The organism is Akkermansia muciniphila, assembly GCF_002884975.1.
Taxonomy (GTDB): domain Bacteria; phylum Verrucomicrobiota; class Verrucomicrobiia; order Verrucomicrobiales; family Akkermansiaceae; genus Akkermansia; species Akkermansia muciniphila_C.
In genome coordinates, this window is record NZ_PJKB01000003.1 from 1 (window position 1) to 26,997 (window position 26,997).

Here is a 26,997-nt window from a genome sequence, read left to right on the forward strand (position 1 = left end):
TATGCCCGTACATGTCCACCACGCCCCCGCGGTGGCCGAAGATGAACTCCCCGGACACTTGGTTTTCCCCGGCAAGGCGCACCATTACTCCGCCCCCGTTCAGCTTCACGTTACGGGCCGCATAGCCGTCCCGGTCCAGGACCAGCAGGCCGCCGCCCCCTACGTTGATGTCCGCCGCGTTATTCCCGTGGCCGCTGACGATCAAATCGCCTTCCCCAATCTTCCTCCACTCGTCCCCGGAGGCTCCGGTCAGCAAGGTGGTGACCGTAGCTCCCTTGTTCACCACAAAGCCAGCCGTGTTCAGGCGGCGGGAAGAATCGCCCCCGTCGCTCAGCACGTAATCACGGTTGAAGGTGAGGGAGCCCGCTCCGGTATCCACGGACCCCTGGAGCACGATCGTGCCGCCGGAGCCGTCAAAAACCAGGTTGGAACACGCGCCTATCTGCGCGTCTGTGGCCCGCGTCCCCTGAGTGGAGGTATCCCCGCGTACTCCGGAAGCCAGGCCTATGTAATCCGTGGAGATGTCTCCCTGCACGAAGGTTCCGTTCCCTTCGGCATCCGTCACGTTCCACAGAAGGTCCCCGCCCCCTTCCGACACGCTGACGGTGCGGTTGAAGCTGTCCACGTAATCGCTGGCCCACTGGTTGCCGGAACGCATCTGGCTGAACTCGCCGTAGCCGCTGCCCCCCTGGGATTGGCCAGCCCCCACCCATTCCCATTGCCCGGAATTCTCATTGAATACATAGCTGGGACTTCCACTGTCCCCGGCCAATACTCCAGTAGGCAATGGGTTGGATTCCGTGGGTTTCTTAAAATTGTACCAGAAACGGTAGGCCGGGTAGGTCTTGGCATTCTCCGGGTCCGGCTCTCCTGTTCCCGGAGCGCTGGCCTGCCCCTCAAAAACAAGGGTTCCCCCGGTCAAATAGGAATAGGCTCCGTTGACCGTGTCCTGTTTGCCGTTGCCCGTGGCAATAGCCTGGGTTCCGGACCCGGCCCGCAGCACCAGGCGCCCCTTCATGTTATCCAGGTATTCCGGATCCGTCAGGTAGGGTGCGTACTCCGCTTCCGTAACGATTTTGCTTAGCCGCTGCACACGGTAGTCATACGTGTAATTCGTCTGGTTTCCCCAGGCATTCTTGATCACCACACTGCGGTAGGCGTCATAAAACGGCGTCCCCTGCGTGGCGCCGAAGCGCTTGGTAAATGTGATGGTCTGGTTATTGTAATCATGTGATACGGTGGCGATGAAGCCGGGACCGCCCACCAGGGCGGCTTCCCCGGCATGGGCATCCGCCACGCCGTCAAAATTCATCATTTTGGGGATAGTCCCCACGTAATTGCCATCCTTGTCGTAAATGGCGACGTCTTTGGCATTCACGTCAAAAATGCCCCGGTTTTCCGCGAAATCACGGTAGGTCTGAACATCAAACGAGTCAGACATCAACCCGCCATAGGCGGGAGTGAGGAGGCAGGCCGCCCCCAACAGGCTGGAGTGATACAAATAATGTAAATGCATGGCAGAACGAGCTTGAGGTTTGAATAATTCAAATCACAAAAAACACAGGTATTCAAAATGTATTTTAAAAGTTCCTGCCGGAATTCAAAAAGGAATCACATTCCTTAAAATTTTAATTATTCTTTATTTTGTTAGAGTTCTAAAACGCTCTTTGTTTTCAACAAACAACTTTACATTCCATTTACAAGAAGAATGGGAATGCCCCACTCTTTTTGTATGACACAGAACATTTCTTCTTTTTCCTTGATTCAAATCAACAAACCTGAAATTCCCGGCTTTCCGCCCTCCCGGTTCACTCCTTCAACATACCGCAGAACTGGTAATCTGTTTAGTATTGTGAAATACCCCCGGCCTCCTATAATTAAAGGCAACCCATTTCAATATGGCAAACCACACTACCACTCAAAAACTCTGCAACTGGTTCATTCAGCAGTCAACTACAAAAGGGCGCCTGCTCACGCCCGTCAAACTGAACCACCTGGTGATTCTGGCGGACTGGTGGCACCTGCACCGGAACGGCGGCTTCCTGATCAATGAAAGGGCGGAAGCATGGACTTCAGGCCCCGTGCTCCCCTCCATCTATCACGAATACAAGGACCAGCCGCCCTACTCCGCCATTGAACATCCCAGCCGCCGCCAGCCTCCCCTGGAAGAGGAAACAGACATCATCCCTTTCCTGGAACACATCTGGAACGTGTACGGCAAATACACGGCCCAGCAGCTTGGCCGCATCAACACCGCGCCGGACTCTCCCTGGCACCAAGTGCAGGGAAGGCACGGAGAAGCGGAGCACCAGCAGATCACCAGGGAGCATGTGGAAGCCTACTTCCAGTCCCTAACCGACTGACCCGGCGGAAAAGCCGGGCAGTTCCTTTTCCCCCGCATCATTTTTTCCGCACAACCGTACATTTGAGTGAAAAAAAACTTGCAAAGAATGGCCGCTTCCGCTTTAATTCGCCCGCACCGCAAAGGTGCCCGTTACATAGCCCTATAGTGTAATCGGTAACACAGCGGATTCTGGTTCCGTATTTTGGGGTTCGAGTCCTCATAGGGCTACCATTTTAATAAAAATCCCGTCTCCAATGAGGCGGGATTTTTTCTTCTTTTGTCCTGGGCAGGAACAGTCTAGAGGGCTTATTCCCCCTACCCATCACACTCTGGTAATATTTGCAATAAACGCGCAAATGGCATCCTTGCCATCCGTCACGATAAGACGCAGCAAGGAATCCTCCCCCCTTCCGGAAACGGCAAATGGAGCGGCAAGACGCACTGTAGTAATACCCGGCTGCCCGCTGGCGGGAGTAACCGTGAATCCCGGCATGGCGCCAGGCAGCAGGTACCACTCATGATCACACTTGATTTCCAGCTCACGCTCACCGCCTTCCCGGGGGACCTTGATTGTAGCCGGAGTAATGGAGCCACTGACCCCCTTCCCATGCTGGTGCCAGGTTACTTTACCCAGGCTGCAATACTGCTCCGCATCAGGCTCGCACGCATAAAGTTCAAGATTGAGCCAGACCCGTTCAATGGAGGGATTGGGCTCCACGGAAAAAACAAGGCGGTCCGGCTTTTCTTCCGTCAGAGCGGCATAGGGAGGGATGCACACGTCCGTGGGGTCAAAACCTTCCCGCACAAGCCTGCGGCCGGATAAGGAAACGTTGGTATCAATGGCAAGCTCCACCCTGCCTCCCTCAGCCGGAATGTCCACAGCCTCCGGAGAAATGCGTTTGATCATGATGCCTGCATCATATAGCCTTTTGTCAACGACGGCTTGAACTTCACCTTCCGTCAGCTCTCCGGACGGCCCGACCTGTACCAGTCCGGCATCCCATCGTTCACGTTCCTCTTGCGTAATATGAACCGTTGCATTCCCGGTGTGCCCGGTTAATTCATTTCGGGATGCCGCAAGACTCCCGTTGATGATATTAATTTTATTCATGTTTTTTAAATCATGCGGCAGCTCCGGAAAAAATCATTCATTCCAGGACGTTGAAAACCGGGTAATTCCTCCGCAATATGGAAAGACTCGTTCCCGCACATAGGGCTATGCCAGGCCATTCCCGCGAGGCCGCGGCAACTCATGGGTTCTCCACTCCTCCGGCAATTTTTCTTTCCATCGGAAATTCCCGGAAAATCCAGAGCTGCCGCCTGGTATGGACGGCACAGGCGATATTTCTTGATAGATTTTTACCCGTCAGGGCGTTATATATAAAATATGACAAGGCTCTTTTCCCTGCTGGCCGGAATACTTCTGTTTCCCTCCCTTGCTGCGGCTGCCGCGGATAAATACAGCATCATCCCTGAACCGGCCCGGACGGAACTAAAGCAGAATACCACCAAAACGCTCAAGCTCCTTTCCGACAAGGCCGCTCCTTCCCTGGGCAGGGACGCCTACCAGCTCACCGTCACCCCGCAGGGCGTGCACCTCTCTTCCGGCGGGAAAGAGGGGCGAATCTATGGACTGGTAACCCTCCAGCAGCTCCAGGACCAGCTGGCGGCACATCCGGAGGGCATTCCCTGCGGCGTCATCAAAGACAAGCCCCGCTACCCGTGGCGCGGCCTGATGGTGGACCCCGCCCGCCACTTCATCCCTATGAAGGACCTGAAGAAATTCGTGGACATGATGGCCTACTACAAATTCAACAAGCTCCAGCTCCACCTGACGGACAACCAGGGCTGGCGCCTGCCCGTGCCCGGCTACCCCAAATTGAAAAGCATCTCTTCCAAACGGGCGGAAAGCTTTGGAGACGGCCATCCCCATGAAGGAATGTACACCAGGCAGGAGCTGAAAGACCTGGTGGCGTATTGTGCGGAGCGCGGCATCCAAGTCTTTCCTGAAATAGACGTGCCGGGCCACAACCAGGCCCTGCACGCCGCCTATCCTGAATTCTTCTGTTTCCCCCAGAAAGACATGAAAGTGCGCACAATAGCCGGCAACACCAAGGAACTGGTCTGTCCGCAAAAGCCGGAAGTGTGGAAATTCTATGCCGCCGTCTTCAAGGAGCTCAAGGACATCTTCCCCTCCGGCATTGTTCATCTGGGCGGTGACGAAGCCCCCACGGAACTCTGGAAAAAATGCCCCTTGTGCCGGGAAGCCCGCGCCAAGGCAGGCCTGAAGGACGAACAGGAGCAAATGAAGGCTTTCTTTGCAAAAATGACCTCCCTTCTCGCCAAAAACGGGCAGACGCCTCAATTCTGGTATGAAGGCAATGCCGGCATCTACCACCCGGGGGAAACGGTTTATGCATGGAGGGCGGACCAGGCGCGCAAATCCGTGGAAAAAACGAAACAGGCCGGGCTGAAGCTGATTATGGCCTCCAACGAATACTGCTACCTGGACTTTCCGCAGTTCCAGGGTCAATACAACTGGGGCTGGATGAAAACAACCACGCTGAAAAAAAGCTATGAGCTGGACCCCGCCTTCGGCAAAACCGGACGGGAAGCCGATCACATCCAGGGCGTGCACGGCGCGATATGGGGAGAGCATCTGCCCAGCCTGAAACACATCCTTTACCGTACTTACCCGCGTGCAATGGCCCTTGCGGAAGCAGGATGGTCCCCCATGGAGGCCCGCTCCTGGGAAAACTTCCAGCAAAAGGTGAAAGACCACGGCGCCTTTGTCCTCAAACGCTTCAATTACGACCTGGAGCGCACGAAGGAAAACGAACCGCCCTTCCCCTGGGAAAACAAAAAGTAATTCCGCTGTTTTTCCTTACCACATGAACCTTGCCATGATAAACTGTTTTCCGAAAAGACGTCCCGATGCTTAAACTGCTCAACATTCTGGCCTGTGCCGCGCTCTCCGTACACCTGGCGGCCGCCCAGCAGGCGGCTTACAGCGTGATTCCGGAGCCCGCCAAAACCAACCTCACCCAGGGAACGGCCAGGACGCTCAAGCTCCTTTCCGATAAAGCTTCCCCTGCCCTGGGCAAGGACGCCTACCAGCTCACTGTCACCCCGCAGGGCGTGCACCTCTCTTCCGGCGGGAAAGAGGGGCGAATCTACGGGCTCGTCACCCTCCAGCAGCTCCAGGACCAGCTGGCGGCGCATCCGGAAGGCATTCCCTGCGGAGTCATCAAGGACAAGCCGCGCTACCCGTGGCGCGGCATGATGGTGGACCCCGCCCGCCACTTCATCCCCATGAAGGACCTGAAGAAATTCGTGGATATGATGGCCTACTACAAATTCAACAAGCTCCAGCTCCACCTGACGGACGACCAGGGCTGGCGCCTGCCTGTGCCGGGCTACCCCAAACTGAAAAGCATCTCTTCCAAACGGGCGGAAAGCTTCGGTAACGGCACTCCCCACGAAGGAATGTACACCAGGCAGGAACTGAAAGACCTGGTGGCGTACTGCGCCGCGCGCGGCATTGAGGTCATCCCGGAAATAGACATGCCGGGCCACAACCAGGCGTTGGCCGCCGCCTATCCGGAATTCTTCTGCTTTCCAGACCACAACACGAAAGTCAGCACGACCGGCGGCGTAGGCTTGTACCTGGTATGCCCCCACAAACCGGAAATATGGAAATTCTATGCCGCCGTCTTTGACGAGCTCAGGGACATCTTTCCGTCCACCATGGTCCACCTGGGCGGCGACGAAGCCCCGCTGGAAAAAACCTGGGAAAAATGCCCTCTCAGCGTCAAATACCGCCAGCAGAAGGGAATGAAGGACGTCCACGAGGAACTGAAGGAATTTGAAGCGAAAATGGCCTCCATGCTCGCCGCCCGCGGCAAAAAGCCCATCTTCTGGTATGAAAAGCCGTGGGCCCAGGCCAGCGTTTACCGCAAGGGAGACACCGTCTTCACCTGGCGCATGGGCCTGACGCCCTCCACCATCACGGAAACAAAAAAGCAGGGCCTTCCCCTCATCATCGCCGCCGGGGAACACTGCTATCTGGACTACCCGCAGATTCCCGGCCAGGACAACCGGGGATGGATGCCCACCACCACGCTGGAACAAAGCTACAAGCTGGACCCCGCCTACGGCAGGCCGGAGCAGGAAACAGACCATATCATCGGCGTTCAGGCCACCATGTGGGCGGAACAGCTCTCCACCCTGAACCACCTGCTTTACCGCACCTACCCGCGCGCCTGCGCCATTGCGGAAGCGGGCTGGTCACCAATGAACGTGCGTTCCTGGGAAAACTTCCAGCGCAAGCTGGCCGATCAGCGCCAATTTGTCCTCAAGCGTTTCAACTACGATATGGAGCGCACCAAGGAAAACGAACCCCCTTTCAAATAATCCGCATTCTCTATCCATGAGCAGCACTAAATTTGTACGTCCGCACCGCCCCTCCGTAGAAGAACTGGCCCAGGGAGTCCTGGCCGGGAACCGCGCCCTGCTGGGGAGGGCCATCACCCTGATAGAAAGCAACGCCGCTAAAGACCAGGAAGCTTCCCGTGCGCTCATCTCCAAGCTCCTGCCCCATTCGGGCAACGCTGTCCGCATCGGCATCACGGGCGTTCCCGGCGCGGGCAAATCCTCCTTCATTGAAGCCTTCGGCACCTACCTGTGCAAAAAAGGCTTCAAGGTGGCCGTGCTGGCCATTGACCCGTCCTCTTCCGTTTCCCGCGGTTCCATCATGGGGGACAAAACCCGCATGGAAGAACTCTCCGGGGAGGAAAACGCCTTCATCCGCCCTTCCCCCTCCGGCGGTTCCCTGGGCGGCGTAGCCCGGAAAACGCGTGAAACCATGATCGCGTGCGAGGCCGCGGGCTTTGACATCATCCTCATTGAAACCGTCGGCGTCGGCCAGTCGGAAACCACGGTCCGTTCCATGGTGGACATCTTCATGCTCCTGCTCATCACCGGAGCCGGGGACGACCTCCAGGGCATCAAGCGCGGCATCATGGAGCTGGCGGACATCCTGGTAGTCACCAAGGACGACGGCGACAACCGCCAGCGGGCGGCGGCCCACTGCCAGGAACTGAAAATGGTGCTCCACTACCTGCAAAGCCCCACCCCCGGCTGGACGCCCTCCGTCCTCACCTGTTCCTCCCTGGAAGGGCGCGGACTGGACACCATTGAAGAAACGCTCTTTCGCTTCCGGGACAGCATGAAGGAATCCGGCTTCTGGTACAACCGCCGCCGGAACCAGTCCCTCTCATGGGTTCAGGCCCTGGTGCATGAAGCCCTGCTCACCGCCTTTGAACAGCATCCCGCCGTGGCGTCCCGCATGCCTGTTCTGGAAAACATGGTGGCGGGGGACAAGATGGACCCCGTCTCCGCCGCGCACGACCTGCTGAGCCACTTCACTTATCCCGTGCCCGGACATTGAAAAAATCCGCCAGCACCCTGGCGTACACCTCCTTCTTGAACTCCGGCAGCCACTCCAGCCTGAACTCGGAGGGGGCTATCCATTTGCAGGCGCAGAACTCCCGGTGGTCCAGGCTGGGCTCCGGGGCGTCCGCACGCAGCCGGCACAGGAAATACTCCTGTTCCTGCCCCACAAAAGGCTGCTGCCGCTTCTCGCGGACGTAATCCAGCACCTCCGGCGGATAATCGTAACGGTACCCGCCCCGGGACTCCACAAGATCATACTGGGACGGCAGGAACCCCACTTCCTCCCGAACTTCCCGCTTCACTGCCTCCGTGGCTGTTTCCCCCGGATCAATCCCCCCCTGAGGGAACTGCCAGGCCCCTTTCTGCCTAGAACGTTCGCAAACCAGCAGCTTTCCGTCCTCCCGGACCAACAGCCCCGCCACATTGGGACGATACAATCTTTCCATGCCCTCTTACCTAGCACAACGTCCCCTGCATTTCCAGCCATGTTCTTCCACAAATTTGCTACAGACATGTAAAAATGACTCGGATACAGACACTTTATTCTCCCCTCCAAACAACTCCGGATGTAAACCACCACCCCTAAGCAGGATAAAACAAAAGACACCCTCCCTGATGAATGGAATTTCCTGTTACCCGCCCGGAAAACTCTGGTAATCAAACACTAACATGCTTCCATTTTCCGAACATTGTTCTTTAGCCGCAAGTCTATTTCCTGCAAGGTGAAAACTGGCTGACTGGCCGCTCTTTTACTTTTCACGTCCCGTTAATAAAAACTGATCATGAAAACAAAAATCAATTATTTCGCTGCCATGTTGCTGGCAATGTTCGCAGGGGGAGGCATAGGTGCCCAGGGCGCGGAGCAGCCCAAAAAGGCGACAAGCCATACTATTGAATACAACCAAAAATTTCTCGGCGCTCATGGCCTGGACGAGAACGACAAGCAAGACTTTCAGGATGCTGAAAAGGGATTCATGGCAACCCTAAAGGACCCGAACATTAAAAACAAGGAGGGACGGACGGTCTTTGACATCTCTGCCTTCGACTTTACCAAGGACAAACCGGCTCCTGATACCGTGAACCCGAGTTTATGGCGCGTCTCCCAGCTTAATGCCAAAAGCGGGCTGTTCAAGGTCATGGACGGCATTTACCAAATTCGCGGGTTTGATCTTTCGAACATGACTATTATTGAAGGAAAGGAAGGCCTCATCATCATTGACCCCCTCATCTCGGAAGAAACCGCAAAAGCGGGGCTTGACCTCTACTATCGGGAAGTGGAACAGCCGGAGACGGGGAAACGTCCGGTCAAGGCAGTTGTATACACGCACTCCCATGTCGACCACTTTGGAGGGGTCAAGGGAGTAGCAACGGAGCAAGACGTCAAATCCGGTAAAACGCAGATACTGGCGCCGGAGGGATTCCTGAAAGAAGCCGTTTCCGAAAACGTCTATGCCGGCAATGCCATGGGGAGGCGCTCCACGTACATGTATGCGGCGCCCTTTAACAAGGGGCCGGAGGGTACCGTAGGCTCCGGCCTGGGAACCGCTAGCTCCAGCGGAACCATTACAGTCATTCCGCCTACTGATACAATCACCAAAACGGGTGAAACAAGAACGATAGACGGAGTGGAGATGGAATTCATGATGGCTCCCGGAACAGAAGCCCCTTCTGAAATGCTGATGTATCTCCCTCAATTCAAGGCGCTTTGCAGTGCGGAGGACGCGACCCATACCATGCATAACCTTTATACCCTGAGAGGAGCCAAGGTTCGGGACGCAAGCAACTGGTGGAAGGCTCTTGATGAAGCCATTCAGCGTTATGGAGACAAAACGGAAGTCTTATTCGCACAGCACCACTGGCCGAGATGGGGGAAAGAACGCATCAGCCAGTTCCTGGCCAAGGAACGCAACGGCTACAAATACATGCACGACCGGACGTTGAACCTGATTAACAAAGGGTATACTCCTGTAGAAATTGCGGAAATGATCAAGCTGCCGCCGGAAATAGACAAGCAATGGTACTTCCGGGGCTATTACGGTACGCTGAACCACAACGCCAAAGCCATCTATCAACGGTACATGGGCTGGTATGACGGCAACCCGGCCAACCTGTATGCCCTGCCGCCCGTGGAAGCGGCCAGGCGCTATGTGGAACTGGCGGGAGGGGCCGACAAGATGATAGACAACGCCCAAAAGGCCTTTGACAAGGGAGACTACCGCTGGACTGCCGAAGTATTAAAGCACGTGGTTTTTGCCGATCCCCAAAACAGCAAGGCAAGAAATCTGGCGTCGGACGCTCTTGAACAGCTCGGCTACCAGGCGGAATCCGGCCCCTGGCGCAATGAATTTCTCGTCGGCGCCTACGAACTGAGAAACGGCCTGCTTCAGAACCCTCTGGATCTTGTATCCAGGGATATTCTGTCCAACCTCACGCCGAAAATGCTCTTTGACTACATGGGCATCAGTCTCAATGCCGAGAAATCCAAAGGGAAAAAGCTCGCTTTCAACTGGATAGACCAAAATGGAAAACCATACGGCTTCTGGGTTGAGGACGAAGTACTGATGTACCGCGAAGGAAAACCGGTCGATCATCCTGATGCAGTAATTACCGGAGACAAGCTCAACTTCACCCTTATTGCCATGCAGGCCATGCCCTTGAAGGAAGCCCTGGACAAGAGCATGATCAAGATCGAAGGCAATACGGACAAATTCAAGGAACTGATCGGATGCATGGACAAGTTCAATGGAAACTTCAACATCATAGAACCCTGACCTTTCATTGTCTTTTTAAAAAACCGCTTTTCCCAGAATTAGGGAAAAGCGGTTTTTTGTGTATGTTCCAGAACAGGGTAAAACACGCTCTTCTGCGTTTTAGTTCCAGCTCGCCAGGACGTAGATACTCCTTTCTTGCACTTCAAGCAACCTATTTCAACCTAACTCGTTTAAAACTCACCTCCTATAGACGTAAAATCCCAATAGCCCAAACTTGATTCCGGAGCATCCGCATGCAGCCGGCACAGGAAATACTCCTGCTCCTGCCCCACAAAAGGCTGCTGCCGCTTCTCGCGGACGTAATTAATCGTAATGGTACCCGCCCCGGGACTCCACAACATCATACTAGGACGGCAGGAACTCCGCTTCCTCCCGGACTTCCCGCTTCACGGCCTCCAGAGCCGTCTCCCTTGGATCAATCCCCCCCTGGGGAAACTGCCAGGCCCCTTTTTGCCTGGAACGTTCGCAAACCAGCAGCTTTCCGTCCTCCCAGACCAACAGCCCCGCCACATTGGGACGATACACTCTTTCCATGCCTTCTTACCTAACACAGCATCCCCGGCATTTCCAGCCATGTTTCACAAAGTTAAGCATTCCCGCCAACAAGAAAAGCATCTAAAACTCATTAGAATGGATGGTGAAGAAATTATGAAAAATACGAACATTCTTTAAATCAGTCCATTTTTTACTTTAAAAGGAAGCTCATCCATGTCATACACTTTAACGCCTTTCACGGCCAAAAGGAAAGGTGAGTGGGTGGATATAGTAAACTGGCACTTGTAGAACCTGTAGAAATCTTCCAAAAAGCACGCCAACTTCTGTTGATTCTCCGCGGACAGGCTGTTCTCCGGTTCATCCAGTAAATACAAGGAATCCTCCGTAATCTTGTGGGAAAAATAATTAAGAGCGGTCTCTCCAGAGACAACCCATGAATATTATCGTTCAACTTACTGGGGACATACTGCGACTTGCTTACCTTCTTGCAAAGATTATTCTCTCTCAACTGTTCAAAATCCTCCAGAGAATTAAGCCGAAACTTTTTCTCCTGTTATCTGAATAACGTTCAAAAAGCACCTCTCTAGTATTATCAATTTCTCCGTTAATCTTGCGAACACTCAGGATATGAGCAAAAATATCGTCACTCGTGATAATACGGCTCTTGCCGGACAGGGAAGCCTTCAATTCATAATCGCAATAATCCAGATAGTCCCCCAGGAAACTAGTTTTATTGAAAAGGGACTCACATCTGAGACGAAGCTTTTCAGCAATGATATTCAAAATCGTTGTTTTCCCGCAACCATTGCCACCATAAAGAATGGTAAAGGGGGAAAATTCGATTTCCTAAACCCTTTTCAGGTAGAACCTTGAAAGGATAACAAGTGTTGAAACACGTCAATTTGATACTATCAAGATAAGACTCTCCTTCGCAACGGGTTGGAAACGAAAATGAACTTAGATACAGCATCGCATTCCTATATATGCAAAAGAGATTTCCTGTCAAACCGGTTTCCAGCAAGAAACATCCTATTCCTGTCTGATCTCAACAATATATAGAGACTCCCATATGAAGGGGATATTTCTCTAAATGCTTCAAAGATGTTTTTCCAAAAAATGATTTTTTTATAAATTAGGGAATAGATGAAACGGAAAAAGAGGAAAGTTCATCTAGACATTTGTAAGGCAAAAATAATGTTAACAGTAATTTTTTAGATTTACGTAGGGCAATATCTATTATTCCTCAAGAATCCTTACAAATGATTCTGGCAATATTCAAAATAAACAACTCCCCATGCCAAGAATAACAGCGCACAATTGAGCGGAAACTCAACACAATTCCTCCATGAAGGTTTTGTACGAAGGCATTTTCTATAAAAATAATTGGAATTAATTAATAATACGCTTTTCGTAGAACTGAGTCGCTAAGAAGATTAACTATAATATAAAAATAAATGTAATTTTATTCAATCGTTTCTATAAAAAAACTATCTCCATCTCTTTGGCTTATTATCTCATTTTTTAATTTTAAAATATCTGATTCTATATCAGTCAAAAACTTTTTGAAAAAACTGATTAAGTATTTACTAGCAACTTCTTCAATCACCTTTTCTTGCTCCTTCTTAGATTTAAAATATCTACCTTTAATTTCTTTATCATTTACATATCTACAACACTTTTCATATATTCTAGATATTTTGTCTGTCGAAAATGCCTGAGAAAAAGATCCATAAAATAATTTTGTATCAAAAAACATATCATTAATATCCAATAATGACATGTTATTAATATCAATAATTTTAGATTTAATATTTTCCAAAAACGGAATTAAACAATAATCAAAAAGAGCAATTCTATCCATTTCTAAGAGAAGTACACATATATTTCCTATTTCTCTTGATCTAACAATCCCTCTCCCAGAAATCGACTTTAATAATCTACCATAACATTTATTCTTTAATGATTCAGATAATTGTGTCATATAGAGCGCACAAAAATATTCTTGAAGTGACCTATGGGGAAATGTATATTCTACTCCATCTTTTGTTAAAACATTGATGGCAATTGTTAAGTCATTTATTACTTTATCATTTTCAAAAATTATTCCTTTAAATTTTCCCTTTATTGAGTTTAGCTTATCTTCTAATTCTGTTTGTGTAAACGAGAATTTTTCTTCAAAATAAGATACAAATGAAAAAATTTTCAAAATATAGATAAATTCATCTTTTCCTAAGCCACTTTGTTTTTCTCTAACGTATGCCATTTTAGAAATGCTATCATGGTAGGAATACAAAGCTTCAAATACTTGTCTATAAAACTCACTCCTTTTCTCTGGTATATTTGAATAAGATTGAAAAGTTAAAATATACATTGAAAGTAGCAATGGATTGCTTAAAAATGATTTATATGATTTATTTTCATCATTATGTACGGATTCAATTATTTTATCAACCAATTCTTTTTCACTAATTTGTTTCTTTATAAATTCGTCAATATCTTTATCATCTAATTTGCAAACTTCATAAACTTTAAATTTGGATAATCCTTCAATTTCAGTAAACGGTCTAGATGTTATGATATAAGAATTTAGTTTATATTTTTTAGATATATCATCTATCTCTTTCGTAATTATATCTTTTTTCATTGACGATATTTCGTCATATCCATCAAAAAACATTACGAAAATACCTTTTTTCAATAACTTTTCTATTATTTCATCATTTTTTGAAATATTCTCTGATTTAAATATTTCATTTTTAATATATGTCATTATAATATTTTTACCATTTGCATCATAATTATTGATATATCTCAATTCTATTTTTAATGGAATCTTATATTTTGATACTATTGAATCCATAAATAAATGCTTTAAAATGGTGCTTTTCCCACAGCCGGCCTGCCCTACTATTATTAATTTATCTATTTTCTCAAATAATTTTTCAATATAACGAGTTGATTCCTTATCACGAAAAGAAGATTTTTGATATAAATACGAACATGGTTTTATGAATAATGGCTGATATATTTCATAAAAATCAACAGGTTCGGATCTATGTATTAATGTCTTTGTTTTGCTATTTTTTTCATATTCATTTAACAAATAATTATATATAGTATCTGATAAAATAAATTTTACGTGTTCAATCATCTTATCTAATGTTTTTCCCACCCCTGTGGTGAGTTTTTCTCCTAAGATGCCTTTTATGAGTTGTGTAATTTCTTTCTCTTGTTCCATATGTTTTTATATTATCAAATACAGAGTTCAAATATCAATGCTATATTTCCAGTTTCCCCCATTTCTTCCTCGTGCTCCTAAAAACAACACACTTATTACAAACATGTTGAACCAAAAATCAATAACGAAACCCTTCCTACAAAGGATTCATATGACAGAAAATAAGAAAAACTTATTATATCTCCAAAATCAAAGAAGCATTAATCCATATGGAATGACGTAGGACGTAAGAAGCATCCCAGTAGATTTTCCTTCACACAGACTGATGGCTGATATTAAATAGGGCTATGAAATGTTTTCTCCTTTCCGCTGTAGCACTCTGTATTTGTGCTACGGCTCCCCTTTCCGCCCAGTCCAAGACGGGGGCTCCTGCTCAGTCTACGGATGATTACAATCAGAGCCAGTTCTGGATCGGCAATTTTCCGGAGGGGCAGTATGTGGTGCATCTCAGCCGGATTGTGGCGGTGGCGCAGCACAAGTACATTCTGGACAATGCGTGCATGGTGTATGAGGTGACGCTGGTCACCATGGGGAATACGCCCACCAAGTTTTATTATCTGGAGACGCTGGGGCAGAATTCCGGCATCAATGCCATTAAGAATGTGACCGACCGGGCAAAGGAACTCGGTTCCGGAGCCGTCAACCGGGCGACGGGAGGAAGCATTGATCCGGATACTACCGTCGCCAAGGCTTACCCGAACACGAATACCGTCGAGTTCCGCGTAGCCACTCTGGAACAACTCAACAAGATGTACGCCTCCCTGCTCAAGGCATGGCAGGACGGGAAAGGGAGGACCTTCAAGCCTTGAAGGTAGTGATGAGAGTTTAGAGAGTAGTGATTAGATTTAAAATTCGCGGACTGCAAGTCCGGATTTTTTACACTAAACTCTAATCTCTCATCACTGTTAAATGTATTTCCTCTCCATCATGTGGGCCTTCAAAGGATCCGCGGCGAAGAGGTGGGTGAGGCCGATCGCCAGGGCGTCCGCGGCATCGGATTCCGGCGTTTCTCGAAGTTCCAGCAGAGCGCGCACCATGAAGGCGACCTGCGCTTTTTGAGCGGCCCCCCGCCCCACGACGGAGAGTTTCACGCTTTTGGGAGAGTATTCCATGATCCGCAGCCCGGCTTCCGCCGCGGCGATGACCACCGCCGCCTTGGCCGCCCCCATCGTGATGGCCGTCTGGTGGGATTGGACGTAGATGATGCGTTCCACCGCCATTTCATCCGGCTCCCATTTATCAATGAGGTTGCCCAGGTGCTGCTTGATGGCAAGCAGGCAGCCGGATTGGGACACGCTGCGCGGAATGGAGAGCGTGCCGTAGTCCAGCGCACACGCCCGGCGGTGGTCGCCCTCCACCACGGCATAGCCCGTGTTGCGGATGGCCGGGTCTATGGCAAGGATGCGCATGGGATGATTGTCATTCCCGCATGGAGAACCGCCGCGCTTTTAGCGCCTGCGGCGCTTGGGTCCGACGGGTTTGGACTTGCGGACGGATTTAACGGGCTTGTCTTCCAGCAGGGCGGTGTACGTGTAGTCAAAGCCGTCCAGCTTTTTGCGTTCAATGGGTTTCCCGATGAAGTTTTCCACAGCCGTGGCAAAGTCCACTTCATCCGCCGTCATGATGGTGAAGGCGTCACCCGTAGCTTCGGCACGGCCGGTACGGCCGATGCGGTGCACGTAGTCTTCCGCATTTTCCGGAACGCGGTAGTTGATGACGTGGGTCACGCCGCTGATGTCAATGCCGCGCGCCGCGACGTCCGTAGCCACCAGGATGTCATATTTGCCGCCCTTGAAGCCTTTGAGGGCTTCCATGCGTTCCTTCTGGGGAATGTCGGAGTGCATGACAGCCACTTCTCCGCGGTAGCCGTTGGTTTTCAGCATGCCGCATACGGAGTCCGCTTCCTTGCGGGTGCGGGTGAAGATCATGACGGAATGGAAGTCCGTTCCCTTGAGGAGGCCCAGCAGCAGTTCGTCCCGCTGGTCCAGGGCCACCGGATAGATGGCGTGGTTGATGGTGGCGGCCACTTCGCGGCGTGCGATGGCCACTTCAGCCGGGTCCGTGAGGCACCATTTGGCAAATCCGGCGATGACCGGAGGCATGGTGGCGGAGAAGAAGAGGGTCTGCCTGCCTTCCCACGGGCAGAGGTTGATGATTTTACGGACAATAGGGAGGAAGCCCATGTCCAGCATGCGGTCCACTTCATCCAGCACCAGGGCCTTGACTTCTCCGAAGCGCATGGTGCCGCGGTAGAAGTGGTCCACCAGGCGTCCGGGTGTAGCCACCACGATGTCCGCCCCGTTTTTCAGGTCTTCCGTCTGCTTCCCGTAACCCACGCCGCCATACAGCAAGGCCACTTTCAGCCCGGTGAATTCACCGTATTCCGCAAAGGCTTCCGCCACCTGGTCCGCCAGTTCGCGGGTAGGTTCCAGCACCAGAATCTGGGGCTGCCCCATGGGCTTCAGCTTGGTCAGCAGGGGGAGCGCAAAGGCGGCGGTTTTTCCCGTCCCCGTCTGGGAGGCCCCAATGAGGTCCCGGCCTTCCAGAATGAGGGGAATGGCCTGCTCCTGAATGGGGGTGGGATGTTCATAACCGCATTTCTCCACCGCCTTCAAGACGGGTTCCGATAAACCTAATTCTGAAAATAACATTGATCTTGTATGCTTGCTAAAAAATAAAGCACGACCACCGCGCGACGGGCGCAGAAGCCGTGGTCAGGAGATGAACGGATTGGTCAGCAGTTCATTCTTCACGGTGGTGTATGGTCCGTGCCCCGGGAAAATCCTGGTGGTGGCGGGCTGGTTGAGCACTTTCGTTTCAATGCCCTGCTTCAGCAGCCGCAGGTTTCCGCCCGGAAGGTCCGTACGCCCGATGGAACCGGCAAAGATGACGTCCCCCGCGAACATGATTCCTTCATCCGGGAGGTCGTAAACGATGCTGTCCGGAGAGTGCCCCGGCACCTGGTGCAGATGCCATAGCAAGCCGCCCCAGTCCGCCGTGTGAATGTTCTGCGTAAGCACTTCATCCACTACAAACGGCTGGACGTTGAGGGGGAGCCCCCAGGCGTCCCGCGCCATTTTTTCCAGCGTCAGGTCTTCACTGTAAGGCTGGCCGGCATGAATGCGGCAGCCGAAGATCTGGCGCATGCGGCAGGCGTCCTCCACATGGTCAAAGTGCTGGTGGGTGATGAGCAGATCCGTAATGATGATATCGGGTTTCTTGGAGTATATCCAGTCCGCGAAGCCGGACGGAGCGTCCACCGCCACGTAAGTGTTATCCTTCGTCTTGAAGAGATAACCATTACAGGAAGCTACTCCACCCGTATAAACGCGAATCCGATCCATGAGCAGGGATTGTAGCCGGATTGTCCGGAATATCCAGTATAAAGACGGTTTCCTGAAAATGCGTTCTGTCATCTTTCCCCGGAGGAGCCCGTCACATCAGGCTCCAGGGAATGACTTCTCCGGCATCCATGGGCACCACTTTCTGGCCGTGCCCTTCATAGGCGTCCGGCACCAGCATTTCCCTCCGCTGCAGGCGCACTGTTCTGGCAGGCGGCGTCAGTCCGTAGGCGGCGCAGGCATGGCCTGAAACGAAGCCCTGAAGCTTGTCCAGGGCACCGTGCTTTTCAAAGAGGGCCGCCAGCTGCGGCAGGGCAATGGGGGCGGTAAATACGCCCGCGGCGCAGCCGCACGCTTCCTTGGCATGGATGGGATGGGGGGCGGAATCACTGCCGAACATGAGGCGCGGGTGCCCGGAAAGAGCCGCCTGCAGCAGGGCTTCCCGGTCTTCCGGCCTTTTGGCGATGGGCTTGCAGAAGAGATGCGGCCGGAGCATGCCGCCGGCCACATCGTCCAGCGTGATGAGCAGGTGCTGGAGGGTCACCGTGGCCGTCAGGTTTTCAAATTCATCCAGCAGATGCACGGCGGACGCGGTGGTGATGTGCTCCATGCAGATGGTCAGCCTGGGAAAGCGCGTGGCCAGGTCCCGGTAAACGTCCAGGAATTCGGCTTCCCGGTCCATCACGAATCCGTGGCTTTCACCGTGCACCAGCAGCGGAATGCCCATTTCCTGCATGATGGACATGGTGGCTTCCGCGTCTTTCATGGCTTTTACGCCTCCTTCGCTGTTGGTGGTGGCTCCCGCCGGGTACAGCTTGATGCCGAATACCAGTTCCCTGAGCCGGGCCAGTTCCTTTTCCGTGTAGGAGCGGAAGAAGGCCGTCATGTACGGGTGGAAAACGTCTCCTTCGCAGGCGTCCAGCACACGCCGGCGGTAGGCCTGCACCGCATCCGCATCCGCCACGGGGGGCACCAGGTTGGGCATAATGACCGCCCCGGCAAAGGAAGCGGAACTCAGGGGGGCAACCAGTTTCAGCATATCGCCGTCCCTCAGGTGAAGGTGCATGTCCAGCGGGGAGTGCAGTTCCAAAATCATGCGGACATCATGCAGGAAGGGGGGTGTGAAATCAAGCATGGTCCCCTGCTCCGCGGGAAGGAGTAATTTTCAGGAGGAATAACAACCTCCGCCCCTGCCGGAATACGCCCTGGAGAAATGGAGTAAACGGACGGGGTCCGGAGAACCGGACAGTCCCGGCGCACAAAAAAAGCCGCCCGGAGGCGGCGATTCTCTTGAACAAGGTGGCGAAGCGGACGGGGCTCGAACCCGCGACCTCCAGCGTGACAGGCTGGCGCTCTAACCGAACTGAGCTACCGCTCCCTGACCTTGGTTGCCGTCCATGCCTTATGGCGAGGACGGGGATGCTTATACATGCCTTTACTCCCAGTGACAAGAGAAAAAGACTTTTTTTGCAACTTTCGCACCCCCCGGCGGTTTGTATGGTAATGGAACAGGAGCTTTCACTTTCCCGATTATTAAAAAACAGTAACAAATCCTCAACATTATTTGTTTTAGTTTGACAACAATTAACAAGTTTTGACATAACAGCCGCATGCTTCAACCTGCCGTGGATATCACCACTTCCGTTCATAAATTTGAAACCATTCTCTATCAGTTTAAAAGAGATAATTTGAATGAAGTGGACCAGAATCACTTCCAGAAGATCATGGGGCTTTCCGTCCGCCAGATGGAAGCTCTGGCAGCCCTGAACCGCCTGATGACGGACCGCCATGAAGGCATCCCCCTGAAAACGCTGGCCCACCACCTCCGCATGAGCGTGCCCTCCACCTCCCTTCTGGTGGACGGCATGGTGAAGAAAGGCCTGTTTGACCGCAAGGAGAATCCGCGGGACAGGCGCTCCCTGTGCATCCGCCTTTCCGAGGAAGGGGAATCCAAATTCCACCAACTCCACAACGGCATGAAAAAACGGCTGGAGTCCCTGTTCAGCATCCTGCCGGAAGAGGACACGGAGAATTTCTGCCGCACGGTGAACACCCTTTACAACCACGTTTACAATAAATAACGCCATATGAAAAAACATACGCACGAACGGAAGGTTCCCCTCCGCCTGCTGGCCGCCTCCGGCCTGCTTTTCTCTCTCCTGACGCCGGGTTATTCCCAGGGCGCTCCGGGAAAAGCCGCCAAGCCCAGCACCGTACTTGTTGAAAAAGCGACCGCCATTGACAGCGCGGTGAACAAGAAATACATCGGCCAGGTGGAGTCCATTGACCGGGTGACCGTACAGCCCCGCGTTTCCGGCAACATCGTCGCCACCCGCTTCCGGGAAGGAAAGGTGGTGAAGAAGGGAGACCTCCTTTTCGAGATAGAGGACACGCGCTACAAGGCGGCCGTGGAGGAAGCGGTAGCCAAGAAGGCTCAGCTGGAAGCCAAGCTGCTTTACGCGAAGAACAGCTTTGAACGCTACAACAGGCTGCTGGCCTCCAAGTCCGTCTCCATGGATACGGTGGAAAACGCCAAGAGCACCATGCACGCCCTGGAAGCGGAAATCCAGTCCGCGGACGCCGCCATCACGGTAGCGAAGGACGACCTCAATTACACCAAACTCACGGCTCCCATCACGGGCCGCACGGGCCGCGTCACTTTCTCCACGGGCAATTACATCACGCCCACCTCCGGTTCCCTGGTGACCATCACGGGCATTGACGAGGTGTACGTGAAGTTCCCCATCAGCGAACGCGATTTCCTTTCCCTGTTCGGCACCCAGGAGAAGATGAAGAAGGAGGCCCTCGTGTCCGTCAACCTCGCCAACGGCAAGGCGTACGACCAGCCGGGTAAAATTTTCATGACGGACAATACTGTCCAGCCGACCACGGACACCCTGAACGTCTGGGCCAGGTTTCCCAATCCGGAAGACGTGCTGACGCCCGGCGGCGTGGTCACGGTGAATCTTTCCAAGAAGAACGTGGACCGCTTCCCGGCGGCCAATATTTCCTCCGTGATGCACGATGCCTACAAGAGCTATGTTTATATAGTGAACGACCAGGGCGTGGTGGAGCGCCGCGACGTCACGCTGGGCAATACGGTCAATAATGAACAGTGCTTCAGCTCCGGCGTGAAGGAAGGGGAAGTCATCATCATTGACGGCATGCACAAGGTGCGTCCCGGCGCCAAGGTGAATCCGGTGTATTCCGCTCAAAACTGATCATCCCATGATTGCGGACCTGTTTATCAAACGCCCCAAATTCGCCATCGTCATCGCCATCCTGATGGTATTGGCGGGCGGCATCTGCCTGAACCAGCTGCCCATTGCGGAGTATCCGGAAATCGCCCCCACCAGCATCAACGTGCAGGCCACCTACACGGGGGCGAGCGCCCAGGTGGTGATGGAGACGCTGGCCTCCCCCATTGAGGAGGAACTCAACGGTCTGGAAAACCTGCTTTATTTCTCCTCCAAGTCTGACAACACCGGCGGTTATTCCCTTTCCCTGACGTTCAAGAGCGGCACGGATTCGGACATCAACATGGTGAACGTCCAGAATGCCTTGAAGCGGGTGGAATACAAACTGCCCAAGGAGGTGACGGACCAGGGCATCAAGATACGTAAGCGCTCCTCGGACATCCTGGGGTTCTTCGCCTTCCGGTCCACCAGCATGAGCTCCCTGGAGCTGAACAACTTCGTCAAGTCCAGGGTGAAGGATGAGATCGCCCGCGTGCCGGGCATCTCCGCCGTCAACCTGATGCCGGAAAAGAATTACAGCATGCGCATCTGGCTGGACGCCCTGCGCATGTCCGCCCTGAACATCACTCCGGATGACGTCTCCAACGCCATTAAGGCGCAGAACGTGCAGGCCGCCGCCGGGTCCATCGGTTCGGAAGGGGAAAACAATTTCATCCAGTACAAGGTGAACGTCACCGGGCGGCTTCAAACCGTGGAGGAGTTCAGCAAGATTATCGTCCGCACCGGACAGGACGGCCATGTCACCCGTCTGGACGACATCGCCCGCATTGAGCTGGGCGCGGAAACCTACACAGGCAGCAGCCGCAACAACGGGGAGGATTCCGTGAACATGGCCGTGTACCGCCTGGACGACGCCAATGCCCTGGAAGCCATGAACGGCGTGAAGGATACGCTGGTGAATTTGAAGGACCGCTTCCCGGACGGCGTGAGCTACGTCGTCAGCTACGACCCCACGCAGTATATTTCCGCCACCATGGCGGAAATCGTGGAAACGCTGATCATCGCCCTGATCCTGGTGGTGGGCATCACGTACGTGTTCCTCCAGGACTGGCGCGCCACCCTCATTCCGGCGCTGGCCATTCCCGTTTCCCTGATCGGCACCTTCGCCATCCTGCTGCCGCTGGGCTTTTCCATCAACGTGCTGACCATGTTCGGCCTGATTCTGGTGATCGGCTCCCTGGTGGACGACGGCATCATCGTGGTGGAGAATACCATGCGCATTCTGGAAACGGAGGACCTGACCCCGGAAGAAGCCACCAAGAAGAGCATGCACCAGATTACGGGGGCCATCATCGCCACCACGCTGGTGACGGTGGCCATTTACGTGCCCATCGCCTTTTTCGGCGGCATGGTGGGGAACATTTACATGCAGTTCTCCGTGACCATGTGCGTGGCCCTCTGCCTTTCCGCCATCAATTCCCTGACGCTCAGCCCTGCCCTGTGCGTGCTGCTGCTGAAGAAGAAGAAAAAGAAGCAGAGCAGGTTCAGCCCCTTCCGCCCCTTCAATGCCACGCTGGAATGGGCGCGCAAGAGCTATATCAAATGCGCCGGCATCATGGTGCGCCGCGCCTGGCTCACGCTGATTCTGCTGGCCGCCGTGCTGGTCGGCAACTGGAAGCTGTTTGAAACCGTTCCCAAGTCCTTCCTCCCCCCGGAAGACAAGGGCACCGTCTTCTGTGACATCCAGCTGGCGCCGGGCGCCACGCTGGGCCGTACGGAACAGGCCATGCGCAGCGCGGAGCAGAAGCTCATGAGCATTCCCGGCGTGCGCCAGGTTTCCTCCACCTCCGGGTTCAGCTTCATGGGCGGCAACGGGGAAAACCTGGGCATGTGCATCGCCCAGCTTGACCCCTGGGACAAGCGCAAGACTCCGGAGCTTTCCCTGGATTCCATCATGCAGAAGGCTTCCATCCTGTGCGACGAGATTCCGGCGGCCAAGGCCACCGTGTTCAGCCCACCCGCCATCATGGGCCTGGGCCTGACGGGCGGCGTCTCCTTCATGCTCCAGGCCAGCGGGGAAGAAACTCCCAAGGACCTGGAACGCGTGACGAACGAACTGCTGGACAAGATCAACAAGCTGCCGGGGGCCATGTACGCCCGCAGCGCGTATGAAGCGAACACGCCCCAGCTTTTCCTGAACATCGACCGTGAAAAGGCGCAGAGCATGCACGTGCCCGTGAACCGCATTTTCACGACGCTCCAGAGCAAGCTGGCCTCCATGTACATCAATGATTTCAACCTGATCGGCTACACGTTCAAGGTGAAGATGCAGTCCGCGGCGGAAGACCGCACCAGCATCAACGACATCATGAACACCTACATCCAGAATGACCAGGGCCAGATGGTGCCGCTCAGCTCCGTAGCCACCCTGTCCTACATGGTCGGGCCGCGGCAGATATCCCGCTTCAACCAGCTCATGTCCGCGGAAGTGACCGCCCAGGCCAGGCCAGGCGTCAGCAGCGGCGAGCTGATGAACCAGATTGAGGCCCTTCCGCTGCCGGAAAATTATTCCATCACCTGGACGGACATGAGCTACCAGGAACGGCAGAATGACGGCAAGATCGTCCTGCTGATGGGCATGGCCCTGCTCTTCGGCTACCTGTTCCTGGTGGCGCAGTATGAGAGCTGGACGGTGCCCATCTCCGTCATCGTCTCCGTCTCCGTGGCCCTGCTGGGCGCCCTGCTGGGCCTGATCATCTGCAACACGCCCCTGAGCATTTACGCCCAGCTCGGGCTGGTGATGCTGGTGGGCCTGGCCGGGAAGAACGCCATCCTGATGGTGGAGTTCTCCAAGATGGAGCGGGAGCGCGGCGTGCCTATCCAGGAGGCGGCCCTGGAAGGGGCCCGGCAGCGGTTCCGCGCCGTGATGATGACGGCCATTTCCTTCATCATCGGTGTGTTCCCCATGGTCATCGCCTCCGGCGCGGGCGCGGCAAGCCGCAAGGCCATCGGCATCTCCACCTTCTACGGCATGATTCTTGCCACGCTGGTGGGAATCCTGTTCATTCCGGCGCTGTACGCCATGTTCCAGCGCTACCGTGAATGGGTGAAGGCCCTGTTTACCGGAAAGGCGCAATAACGGGAGAAAAAATCCCTATTTGGAAGACGGGGCGGCTCTGCCGCTCCGTCTTTTTTGCGCTTCATCCCATATCCGCGGAGAATGCGGAAAAGAAGACGTCCCTTCCCCTATTCGTACAAATACAGGTCAAAGCCTTCAAACCGTTCCTTCAGGGAGGCATGCTCCAGCTTGTCCTCAAACGGCGGGAGGAACGTATCCGCCGGGTATTCATCCTTCACTTTGGAGACCCACATGCGGGACATGAACGGCATCATGAGGGAAAAGATTTCCGCCCCGCCGATGACCATGACCTCCGGGTCCATCAGTTCCAACTGTTCCAGTTCCTCCACGGAATGGATCACCTGCACCCCTTGCGCCGTCCAGGCGGGGTCACGGGTGAGCACAATGTTCTGCCTGTCGGGGAGCGGCTTCCCGATGCTCTCATAAGTCTTGCGGCCCATCAGCACGGGATGTCCCGTCGTGATGCGCTTGAAGATCTTGAGGTCGTCCGGCAGTCGCCAGGGCAACGCTCCCCGGTAGCCAATGCCGCGGCCGGGGGCCATGGCGACTACTCCTGTGTAAGTAACGGGCTGTGACATGATGGATCAAGGGGTGGAATTCTAGACGGAAATGGGCGCCTTGATGTGCGGCAGGGGATCATACCCCACGAGTTCAAAGTCTTCATACCGGAACCCGTCAATGGTTTTCACCTCCGGGTTGAGCTTCATGACCGGCAGAGGGCGGGGCGTGCGGGAGAGCTGTTCCCGCGCCTGGTCCAGATGGTTCCGGTACAGGTGCAGGTCCCCGAAGGTATGGATGAATTCCCGCGCCTCATACCCGCATACCTGCGCCACCATGAGCAAAAGCAAAGCGTAGGAGGCTATATTGAAGGGAACTCCCAGGAACAGGTCCGCGCTGCGCTGGTAAAGCTGGAGGGAAAGCCCGTGCTTCCCTTCCCCCGGCTGGGCCGGAATCACGCAGAACTGGAACAGGGAATGACACGGAGGAAGCGCCATGTCATCCACCAGGGCCACGTTCCACGCGCTGACGATGTGGCGCCGGGACCATGGATTGTTTTTAAGGCCGTCAATCAGTCTGGCAATCTGGTCAATGGGCTTGCCGTCGTTCCCCGGCCAGCAGCGCCATTGCGCGCCGTATACGGGGCCCAGTTCCCCGTTCCCGTCAGCCCATTCATCCCAGATGGTAACGCCGTTGTCTTTCAGGAACTTGATGTTGGTCTCCCCTTTCAGGAACCAGAGCAGTTCGTAAATGATGGAGCGCAGATGGAGCTTCTTGGTGGTCAGGCACGGAAAACCGTCGCGCAGGTCATACCTGCTCTGCCGCCCGAACACGCCGATGGTGCCCGTTCCGGTACGGTCTTCCCTCCCCACCCCGTTGGTCAGGACATCCTCCAAAAGTGCCAAATACTGTTTCATTCCCTTAATTTACGCTTTTCTAATCCCTGGACCCGTGATAATACGAGCATGCGCCACTTTAGTACCATCTCCAGCCTCAAAAGCCAGCCTTTTCACCGCTTCCCGCCGTTTTCCCCCCTCCGCATCTTTTCCGGTTTCCGTTCCATGATCATCCCTGAAGAGCCATACTTGGGATTTGCCGCCCTCTGCCACATTGCAGGCGCCTTCTGCCTCATTCCGGCCCTGCTCCACACGCGTACGCCGCAGGGAACCATCGCGTGGCTGATTTCCCTGCTGGCCTTTCCATATATAGCGGTTCCCTTTTACCTGATTCTGGGGCGGCGCAGGTTCAGCGGGTATGTGGAAACGCGGCGGAAGCAGACGGACCCCGAATCCTCCTGGGGGGAACTGACGGATAAAATCACGAACTGCATGACCCCGTATGCCGTCCAGGCCGCCGATGCGCCCGGAAAAATCATGCACACCCTTTCCGACATCGTGCGGCTGCCCGTATGCCGCGGCAATTCCTGCCGCCTGCTCATTGACGCGGACCACGCCTTCCCGCGCATTTACGACGCCATCATGAACGCGGAGCATTACATCCTGATTGAGTTCTTCATTATCAAGAACGATTCCGTGGGCCAGAACCTGAAAGACCTGCTGATTGAACGGGCCAGGGCCGGCATCCGCATCTACATGCTTTATGATGAAATCGGCTCCCACAAGCTCCCTCCCGGCTACATTTCCGCCCTGAGGAAGGAGGGCGTGAACATTGAGCCTTTCAACGGAAAACGCCACTTCCTGAGCAACATCCTGCGGCTGAACTTCCGCAACCACCGGAAACTGGTGGTGGTGGACGGGGCCACCGCCTTCATCGGCGGCATGAACATCGGGCGGGAGTACCTGGGCAAGGGATCCCTGGGCTACTGGCGGGACACGTTTGTGCAGCTGGAAGGCCCCTCCGTCCAGCAGACGCAGATCAGCTTCCTGGAAGACTGGAACTGGGCCATGCTGAAATCCGGCCCCTCCTCCCTGCCCTGCCTGTGCTGGGAAATTACGCCCCAGCGGGAGGATGAGACCGTGCTGATGCTTCCTTCCGGCCCGGCGGACGTCATCCCCGCCTGGAAAACCGCGATCATCGCCCTGGCGAACAGAGCACGGGAAAGGCTCTGGATAGCCACCCCCTACTTCGTCCCGGACGAAGGGGTCATGGCCGCCCTCCAGGCCGCTGCCCTGCGTAATGTGGACGTGCGCATCCTGCGCCCGGAACGGGCGGACCATATTCTGGTAAAGCTCTCCTCCTTCACCTTCCTGCGGGACCTGGATACGTACGGCATCCAGGTCTGGGCCTATCAGAAAGGGTTCCTGCACCAGAAGGTGATCCTGATGGATGACGACATCGCCACCGTGGGCACCGCCAACCTGGACAACCGCTCCCTGGCGCTGAACTTTGAAATCACCGCCGTCATCCACTCCCCCGCCGTCTGCGCGGAGGTGAAGGAGATGCTGGAGAAGGATTTTGCCTCCTCCAAAAAGGAATCCCTGGAGGATTACAACAACAAATCCCTGGGGTTCAAGATGCTCTGCAACCTGGCCCGGCTGATGGCTCCCGTGCAGTAGTTCT

24 protein-coding genes and 2 tRNA genes are annotated in these 26,997 nt (G+C 53.9%); 11 read left to right on the plus strand and 15 right to left on the minus strand.

What is annotated here, in order from left to right; genetic code table 11:
• Positions 1 to 1,516 (minus strand): S6 family peptidase (locus tag CXU21_RS09895; protein ID WP_275539847.1); only part of this gene is annotated, 1,516 nt, incomplete at its 3' end.
• A 382-nt stretch (positions 1,517 to 1,898) separates the two neighbouring features.
• On the opposite strand from CXU21_RS09895, the gene CXU21_RS09900 reads away from it, so the two are divergent.
• Both CXU21_RS09900 and CXU21_RS09905 read left to right on the plus strand, forming a co-directional pair.
• A complete protein-coding gene (locus CXU21_RS09900; protein WP_102715863.1) occupies positions 1,899 to 2,363 on the plus strand; it encodes a Panacea domain-containing protein in 465 nt (154 codons plus the stop codon).
• Between the two features lie 137 nt (positions 2,364 to 2,500).
• Positions 2,501 to 2,575: transfer RNA gene (locus CXU21_RS09905), tRNA-Gln, on the plus strand.
• A 91-nt stretch (positions 2,576 to 2,666) separates the two neighbouring features.
• Here CXU21_RS09905 and CXU21_RS09910 read toward each other — a convergent pair.
• Positions 2,667 to 3,251 (minus strand): hypothetical protein, encoded by a 585-nt coding sequence (locus CXU21_RS09910; protein ID WP_146017048.1) that lies wholly within the window; start codon positions 3,249 to 3,251, stop codon positions 2,667 to 2,669.
• Positions 3,252 to 3,731: 480 nt separating this feature from the next.
• Between CXU21_RS09910 and CXU21_RS09915 the strand changes: the two genes are divergently transcribed.
• The 3 genes from CXU21_RS09915 (at position 3,732) to meaB (ending at position 7,793) form a co-directional block, all read left to right on the plus strand.
• Complete coding sequence (locus CXU21_RS09915; protein ID WP_102725927.1) at positions 3,732 to 5,213, plus strand: beta-N-acetylhexosaminidase; 1,482 nt, start codon at positions 3,732 to 3,734, stop codon at positions 5,211 to 5,213.
• Positions 5,214 to 5,278: 65 nt separating this feature from the next.
• A complete protein-coding gene (locus tag CXU21_RS09920; protein WP_102725928.1) occupies positions 5,279 to 6,757 on the plus strand; it encodes a beta-N-acetylhexosaminidase in 1,479 nt (492 codons plus the stop codon).
• A 16-nt stretch (positions 6,758 to 6,773) separates the two neighbouring features.
• Positions 6,774 to 7,793 carry a methylmalonyl Co-A mutase-associated GTPase MeaB gene (gene meaB / locus CXU21_RS09925; protein WP_102715764.1) on the plus strand — a complete coding sequence of 340 codons (1,020 nt, stop codon included), beginning with the start codon at positions 6,774 to 6,776 and terminating at the stop codon, positions 7,791 to 7,793.
• Here meaB and CXU21_RS09930 read toward each other — a convergent pair.
• On the minus strand, positions 7,768 to 8,244 hold the full coding sequence (locus CXU21_RS09930) for an NUDIX domain-containing protein (RefSeq protein ID WP_102715762.1): 477 nt from the start codon (positions 8,242 to 8,244) through the stop codon (positions 7,768 to 7,770). The two genes, meaB and CXU21_RS09930, sit on opposite strands and share 26 nt — an antisense overlap.
• A 303-nt stretch (positions 8,245 to 8,547) precedes the next feature.
• On the minus strand, positions 8,548 to 8,721 hold the full coding sequence (locus CXU21_RS12510) for a hypothetical protein (protein WP_219723179.1): 174 nt from the start codon (positions 8,719 to 8,721) through the stop codon (positions 8,548 to 8,550).
• Between the two features lie 51 nt (positions 8,722 to 8,772).
• On the opposite strand from CXU21_RS12510, the gene CXU21_RS09935 reads away from it, so the two are divergent.
• Entirely contained in the window at positions 8,773 to 10,569 is a 1,797-nt protein-coding gene (locus tag CXU21_RS09935; protein WP_219723180.1) for an alkyl/aryl-sulfatase, read from the plus strand.
• 345 nt (positions 10,570 to 10,914) lie between these two features.
• Here the strand turns inward: CXU21_RS09935 and CXU21_RS09940 are convergent, their stop codons facing one another.
• From CXU21_RS09940 to CXU21_RS09950, 4 genes are all read right to left on the minus strand, one after another.
• Positions 10,915 to 11,103 carry an NUDIX domain-containing protein gene (locus tag CXU21_RS09940; protein WP_102725930.1) on the minus strand — a complete coding sequence of 63 codons (189 nt, stop codon included), beginning with the start codon at positions 11,101 to 11,103 and terminating at the stop codon, positions 10,915 to 10,917.
• A 134-nt stretch (positions 11,104 to 11,237) separates the two neighbouring features.
• Positions 11,238 to 11,438 carry an AAA family ATPase gene (locus CXU21_RS12645; RefSeq protein WP_219723181.1) on the minus strand — a complete coding sequence of 67 codons (201 nt, stop codon included), beginning with the start codon at positions 11,436 to 11,438 and terminating at the stop codon, positions 11,238 to 11,240.
• Between the two features lie 130 nt (positions 11,439 to 11,568).
• Positions 11,569 to 11,847 (minus strand): hypothetical protein, encoded by a 279-nt coding sequence (locus tag CXU21_RS12675; protein ID WP_428992371.1) that lies wholly within the window; start codon positions 11,845 to 11,847, stop codon positions 11,569 to 11,571.
• Positions 11,848 to 12,526: 679 nt separating this feature from the next.
• Positions 12,527 to 14,302, minus strand: coding sequence for an NACHT domain-containing protein (locus tag CXU21_RS09950; protein ID WP_102725931.1), 1,776 nt, complete (start codon positions 14,300 to 14,302; stop codon positions 12,527 to 12,529).
• A gap of 287 nt (positions 14,303 to 14,589) precedes the next feature.
• Between CXU21_RS09950 and CXU21_RS09955 the strand changes: the two genes are divergently transcribed.
• Positions 14,590 to 15,111: a hypothetical protein gene (locus CXU21_RS09955; protein ID WP_102725932.1), complete on the plus strand. Its 522-nt coding sequence runs from the start codon at positions 14,590 to 14,592 to the stop codon at positions 15,109 to 15,111.
• Positions 15,112 to 15,207: 96 nt separating this feature from the next.
• On the opposite strand, the gene ruvC is transcribed toward CXU21_RS09955, so the two are convergent.
• The 5 genes from ruvC to CXU21_RS09980 all read right to left on the minus strand — a co-directional run bounded on the left by ruvC (position 15,208) and on the right by CXU21_RS09980 (position 19,021).
• Positions 15,208 to 15,711 carry a crossover junction endodeoxyribonuclease RuvC gene (gene ruvC, locus CXU21_RS09960; RefSeq protein ID WP_022397966.1) on the minus strand — a complete coding sequence of 168 codons (504 nt, stop codon included), beginning with the start codon at positions 15,709 to 15,711 and terminating at the stop codon, positions 15,208 to 15,210.
• A 39-nt stretch (positions 15,712 to 15,750) separates the two neighbouring features.
• Positions 15,751 to 16,953: a DEAD/DEAH box helicase gene (locus CXU21_RS09965; protein ID WP_102725933.1), complete on the minus strand. Its 1,203-nt coding sequence runs from the start codon at positions 16,951 to 16,953 to the stop codon at positions 15,751 to 15,753.
• A 63-nt stretch (positions 16,954 to 17,016) separates the two neighbouring features.
• Positions 17,017 to 17,646, minus strand: a complete 630-nt coding sequence (locus CXU21_RS09970; RefSeq protein WP_180972535.1) for an MBL fold metallo-hydrolase — start codon at positions 17,644 to 17,646, stop codon at positions 17,017 to 17,019.
• A 91-nt stretch (positions 17,647 to 17,737) separates the two neighbouring features.
• Entirely contained in the window at positions 17,738 to 18,739 is a 1,002-nt protein-coding gene (pyrC, locus tag CXU21_RS09975; RefSeq protein ID WP_102726178.1) for a dihydroorotase, read from the minus strand.
• Positions 18,740 to 18,943: 204 nt separating this feature from the next.
• Positions 18,944 to 19,021, minus strand: a tRNA-Asp gene (locus CXU21_RS09980).
• A 232-nt stretch (positions 19,022 to 19,253) separates the two neighbouring features.
• Between CXU21_RS09980 and CXU21_RS09985 the strand changes: the two genes are divergently transcribed.
• Genes CXU21_RS09985 through CXU21_RS09995 form a run of 3 tightly spaced genes read left to right on the plus strand, consistent with a single transcriptional unit; the run spans position 19,254 to position 23,979 of the window.
• Positions 19,254 to 19,724, plus strand: coding sequence for a MarR family winged helix-turn-helix transcriptional regulator (locus CXU21_RS09985; protein WP_102715750.1), 471 nt, complete (start codon positions 19,254 to 19,256; stop codon positions 19,722 to 19,724).
• Between the two features lie 6 nt (positions 19,725 to 19,730).
• The gene (locus tag CXU21_RS09990) at positions 19,731 to 20,864 is read left to right on the plus strand and encodes an efflux RND transporter periplasmic adaptor subunit (protein WP_102715748.1); all 1,134 of its coding nucleotides are present in this window, start codon (positions 19,731 to 19,733) and stop codon (positions 20,862 to 20,864) included.
• A 7-nt stretch (positions 20,865 to 20,871) separates the two neighbouring features.
• A complete protein-coding gene (locus CXU21_RS09995; RefSeq protein ID WP_102725934.1) occupies positions 20,872 to 23,979 on the plus strand; it encodes an efflux RND transporter permease subunit in 3,108 nt (1,035 codons plus the stop codon).
• 107 nt (positions 23,980 to 24,086) lie between these two features.
• Here the strand turns inward: CXU21_RS09995 and CXU21_RS10000 are convergent, their stop codons facing one another.
• Both CXU21_RS10000 and CXU21_RS10005 read right to left on the minus strand, forming a co-directional pair.
• A complete protein-coding gene (locus CXU21_RS10000; protein WP_102715744.1) occupies positions 24,087 to 24,557 on the minus strand; it encodes a dihydrofolate reductase in 471 nt (156 codons plus the stop codon).
• A 21-nt stretch (positions 24,558 to 24,578) separates the two neighbouring features.
• Entirely contained in the window at positions 24,579 to 25,394 is an 816-nt protein-coding gene (locus CXU21_RS10005) for a thymidylate synthase (protein WP_102725935.1), read from the minus strand.
• Between the two features lie 48 nt (positions 25,395 to 25,442).
• On the opposite strand from CXU21_RS10005, the gene cls reads away from it, so the two are divergent.
• On the plus strand, positions 25,443 to 26,993 hold the full coding sequence (cls, locus tag CXU21_RS10010; protein WP_102715740.1) for a cardiolipin synthase: 1,551 nt from the start codon (positions 25,443 to 25,445) through the stop codon (positions 26,991 to 26,993).
• The last annotated feature ends 4 nt before the right edge of the window (positions 26,994 to 26,997 follow it).

Bases quoted from the DNA above. Each gene is read 5' to 3' on its own strand.
- CXU21_RS09930 (WP_102715762.1), bottom strand. From the start codon at position 8,244: ATGGAAAGATTGTATCGTCCCAATGTGGCGGGGCTGTTGGTCCGGGAG.
- pyrC (WP_102726178.1), bottom strand. From the start codon at position 18,739: ATGATTTTGGAACTGCACTCCCCGCTGGACATGCACCTTCACCTGAGG.
- CXU21_RS09985 (WP_102715750.1), top strand. From the start codon at position 19,254: ATGCTTCAACCTGCCGTGGATATCACCACTTCCGTTCATAAATTTGAA.
- CXU21_RS09970 (WP_180972535.1), bottom strand. From the start codon at position 17,646: ATGGATCGGATTCGCGTTTATACGGGTGGAGTAGCTTCCTGTAATGGT.
- CXU21_RS09900 (WP_102715863.1), top strand. From the start codon at position 1,899: ATGGCAAACCACACTACCACTCAAAAACTCTGCAACTGGTTCATTCAG.
- meaB (WP_102715764.1), top strand. From the start codon at position 6,774: ATGAGCAGCACTAAATTTGTACGTCCGCACCGCCCCTCCGTAGAAGAA.
- CXU21_RS09950 (WP_102725931.1), bottom strand. From the start codon at position 14,302: ATGGAACAAGAGAAAGAAATTACACAACTCATAAAAGGCATCTTAGGA.
- CXU21_RS09995 (WP_102725934.1), top strand. From the start codon at position 20,872: ATGATTGCGGACCTGTTTATCAAACGCCCCAAATTCGCCATCGTCATC.
- CXU21_RS09915 (WP_102725927.1), top strand. From the start codon at position 3,732: ATGACAAGGCTCTTTTCCCTGCTGGCCGGAATACTTCTGTTTCCCTCC.
- CXU21_RS09940 (WP_102725930.1), bottom strand. From the start codon at position 11,103: ATGGAAAGAGTGTATCGTCCCAATGTGGCGGGGCTGTTGGTCTGGGAG.
- CXU21_RS10005 (WP_102725935.1), bottom strand. From the start codon at position 25,394: ATGAAACAGTATTTGGCACTTTTGGAGGATGTCCTGACCAACGGGGTG.
- CXU21_RS09955 (WP_102725932.1), top strand. From the start codon at position 14,590: ATGAAATGTTTTCTCCTTTCCGCTGTAGCACTCTGTATTTGTGCTACG.
- CXU21_RS09920 (WP_102725928.1), top strand. From the start codon at position 5,279: ATGCTTAAACTGCTCAACATTCTGGCCTGTGCCGCGCTCTCCGTACAC.
- CXU21_RS09910 (WP_146017048.1), bottom strand. From the start codon at position 3,251: ATGATCAAACGCATTTCTCCGGAGGCTGTGGACATTCCGGCTGAGGGA.
- cls (WP_102715740.1), top strand. From the start codon at position 25,443: ATGCGCCACTTTAGTACCATCTCCAGCCTCAAAAGCCAGCCTTTTCAC.
- CXU21_RS09935 (WP_219723180.1), top strand. From the start codon at position 8,773: ATGGCAACCCTAAAGGACCCGAACATTAAAAACAAGGAGGGACGGACG.
- CXU21_RS09990 (WP_102715748.1), top strand. From the start codon at position 19,731: ATGAAAAAACATACGCACGAACGGAAGGTTCCCCTCCGCCTGCTGGCC.
- ruvC (WP_022397966.1), bottom strand. From the start codon at position 15,711: ATGCGCATCCTTGCCATAGACCCGGCCATCCGCAACACGGGCTATGCC.
- CXU21_RS09965 (WP_102725933.1), bottom strand. From the start codon at position 16,953: ATGTTATTTTCAGAATTAGGTTTATCGGAACCCGTCTTGAAGGCGGTG.
- CXU21_RS12510 (WP_219723179.1), bottom strand. From the start codon at position 8,721: ATGAGCGCCGAGAAATTTTTGGTTGTATTCAATAGTATGGCTTGTCGC.
- CXU21_RS10000 (WP_102715744.1), bottom strand. From the start codon at position 24,557: ATGTCACAGCCCGTTACTTACACAGGAGTAGTCGCCATGGCCCCCGGC.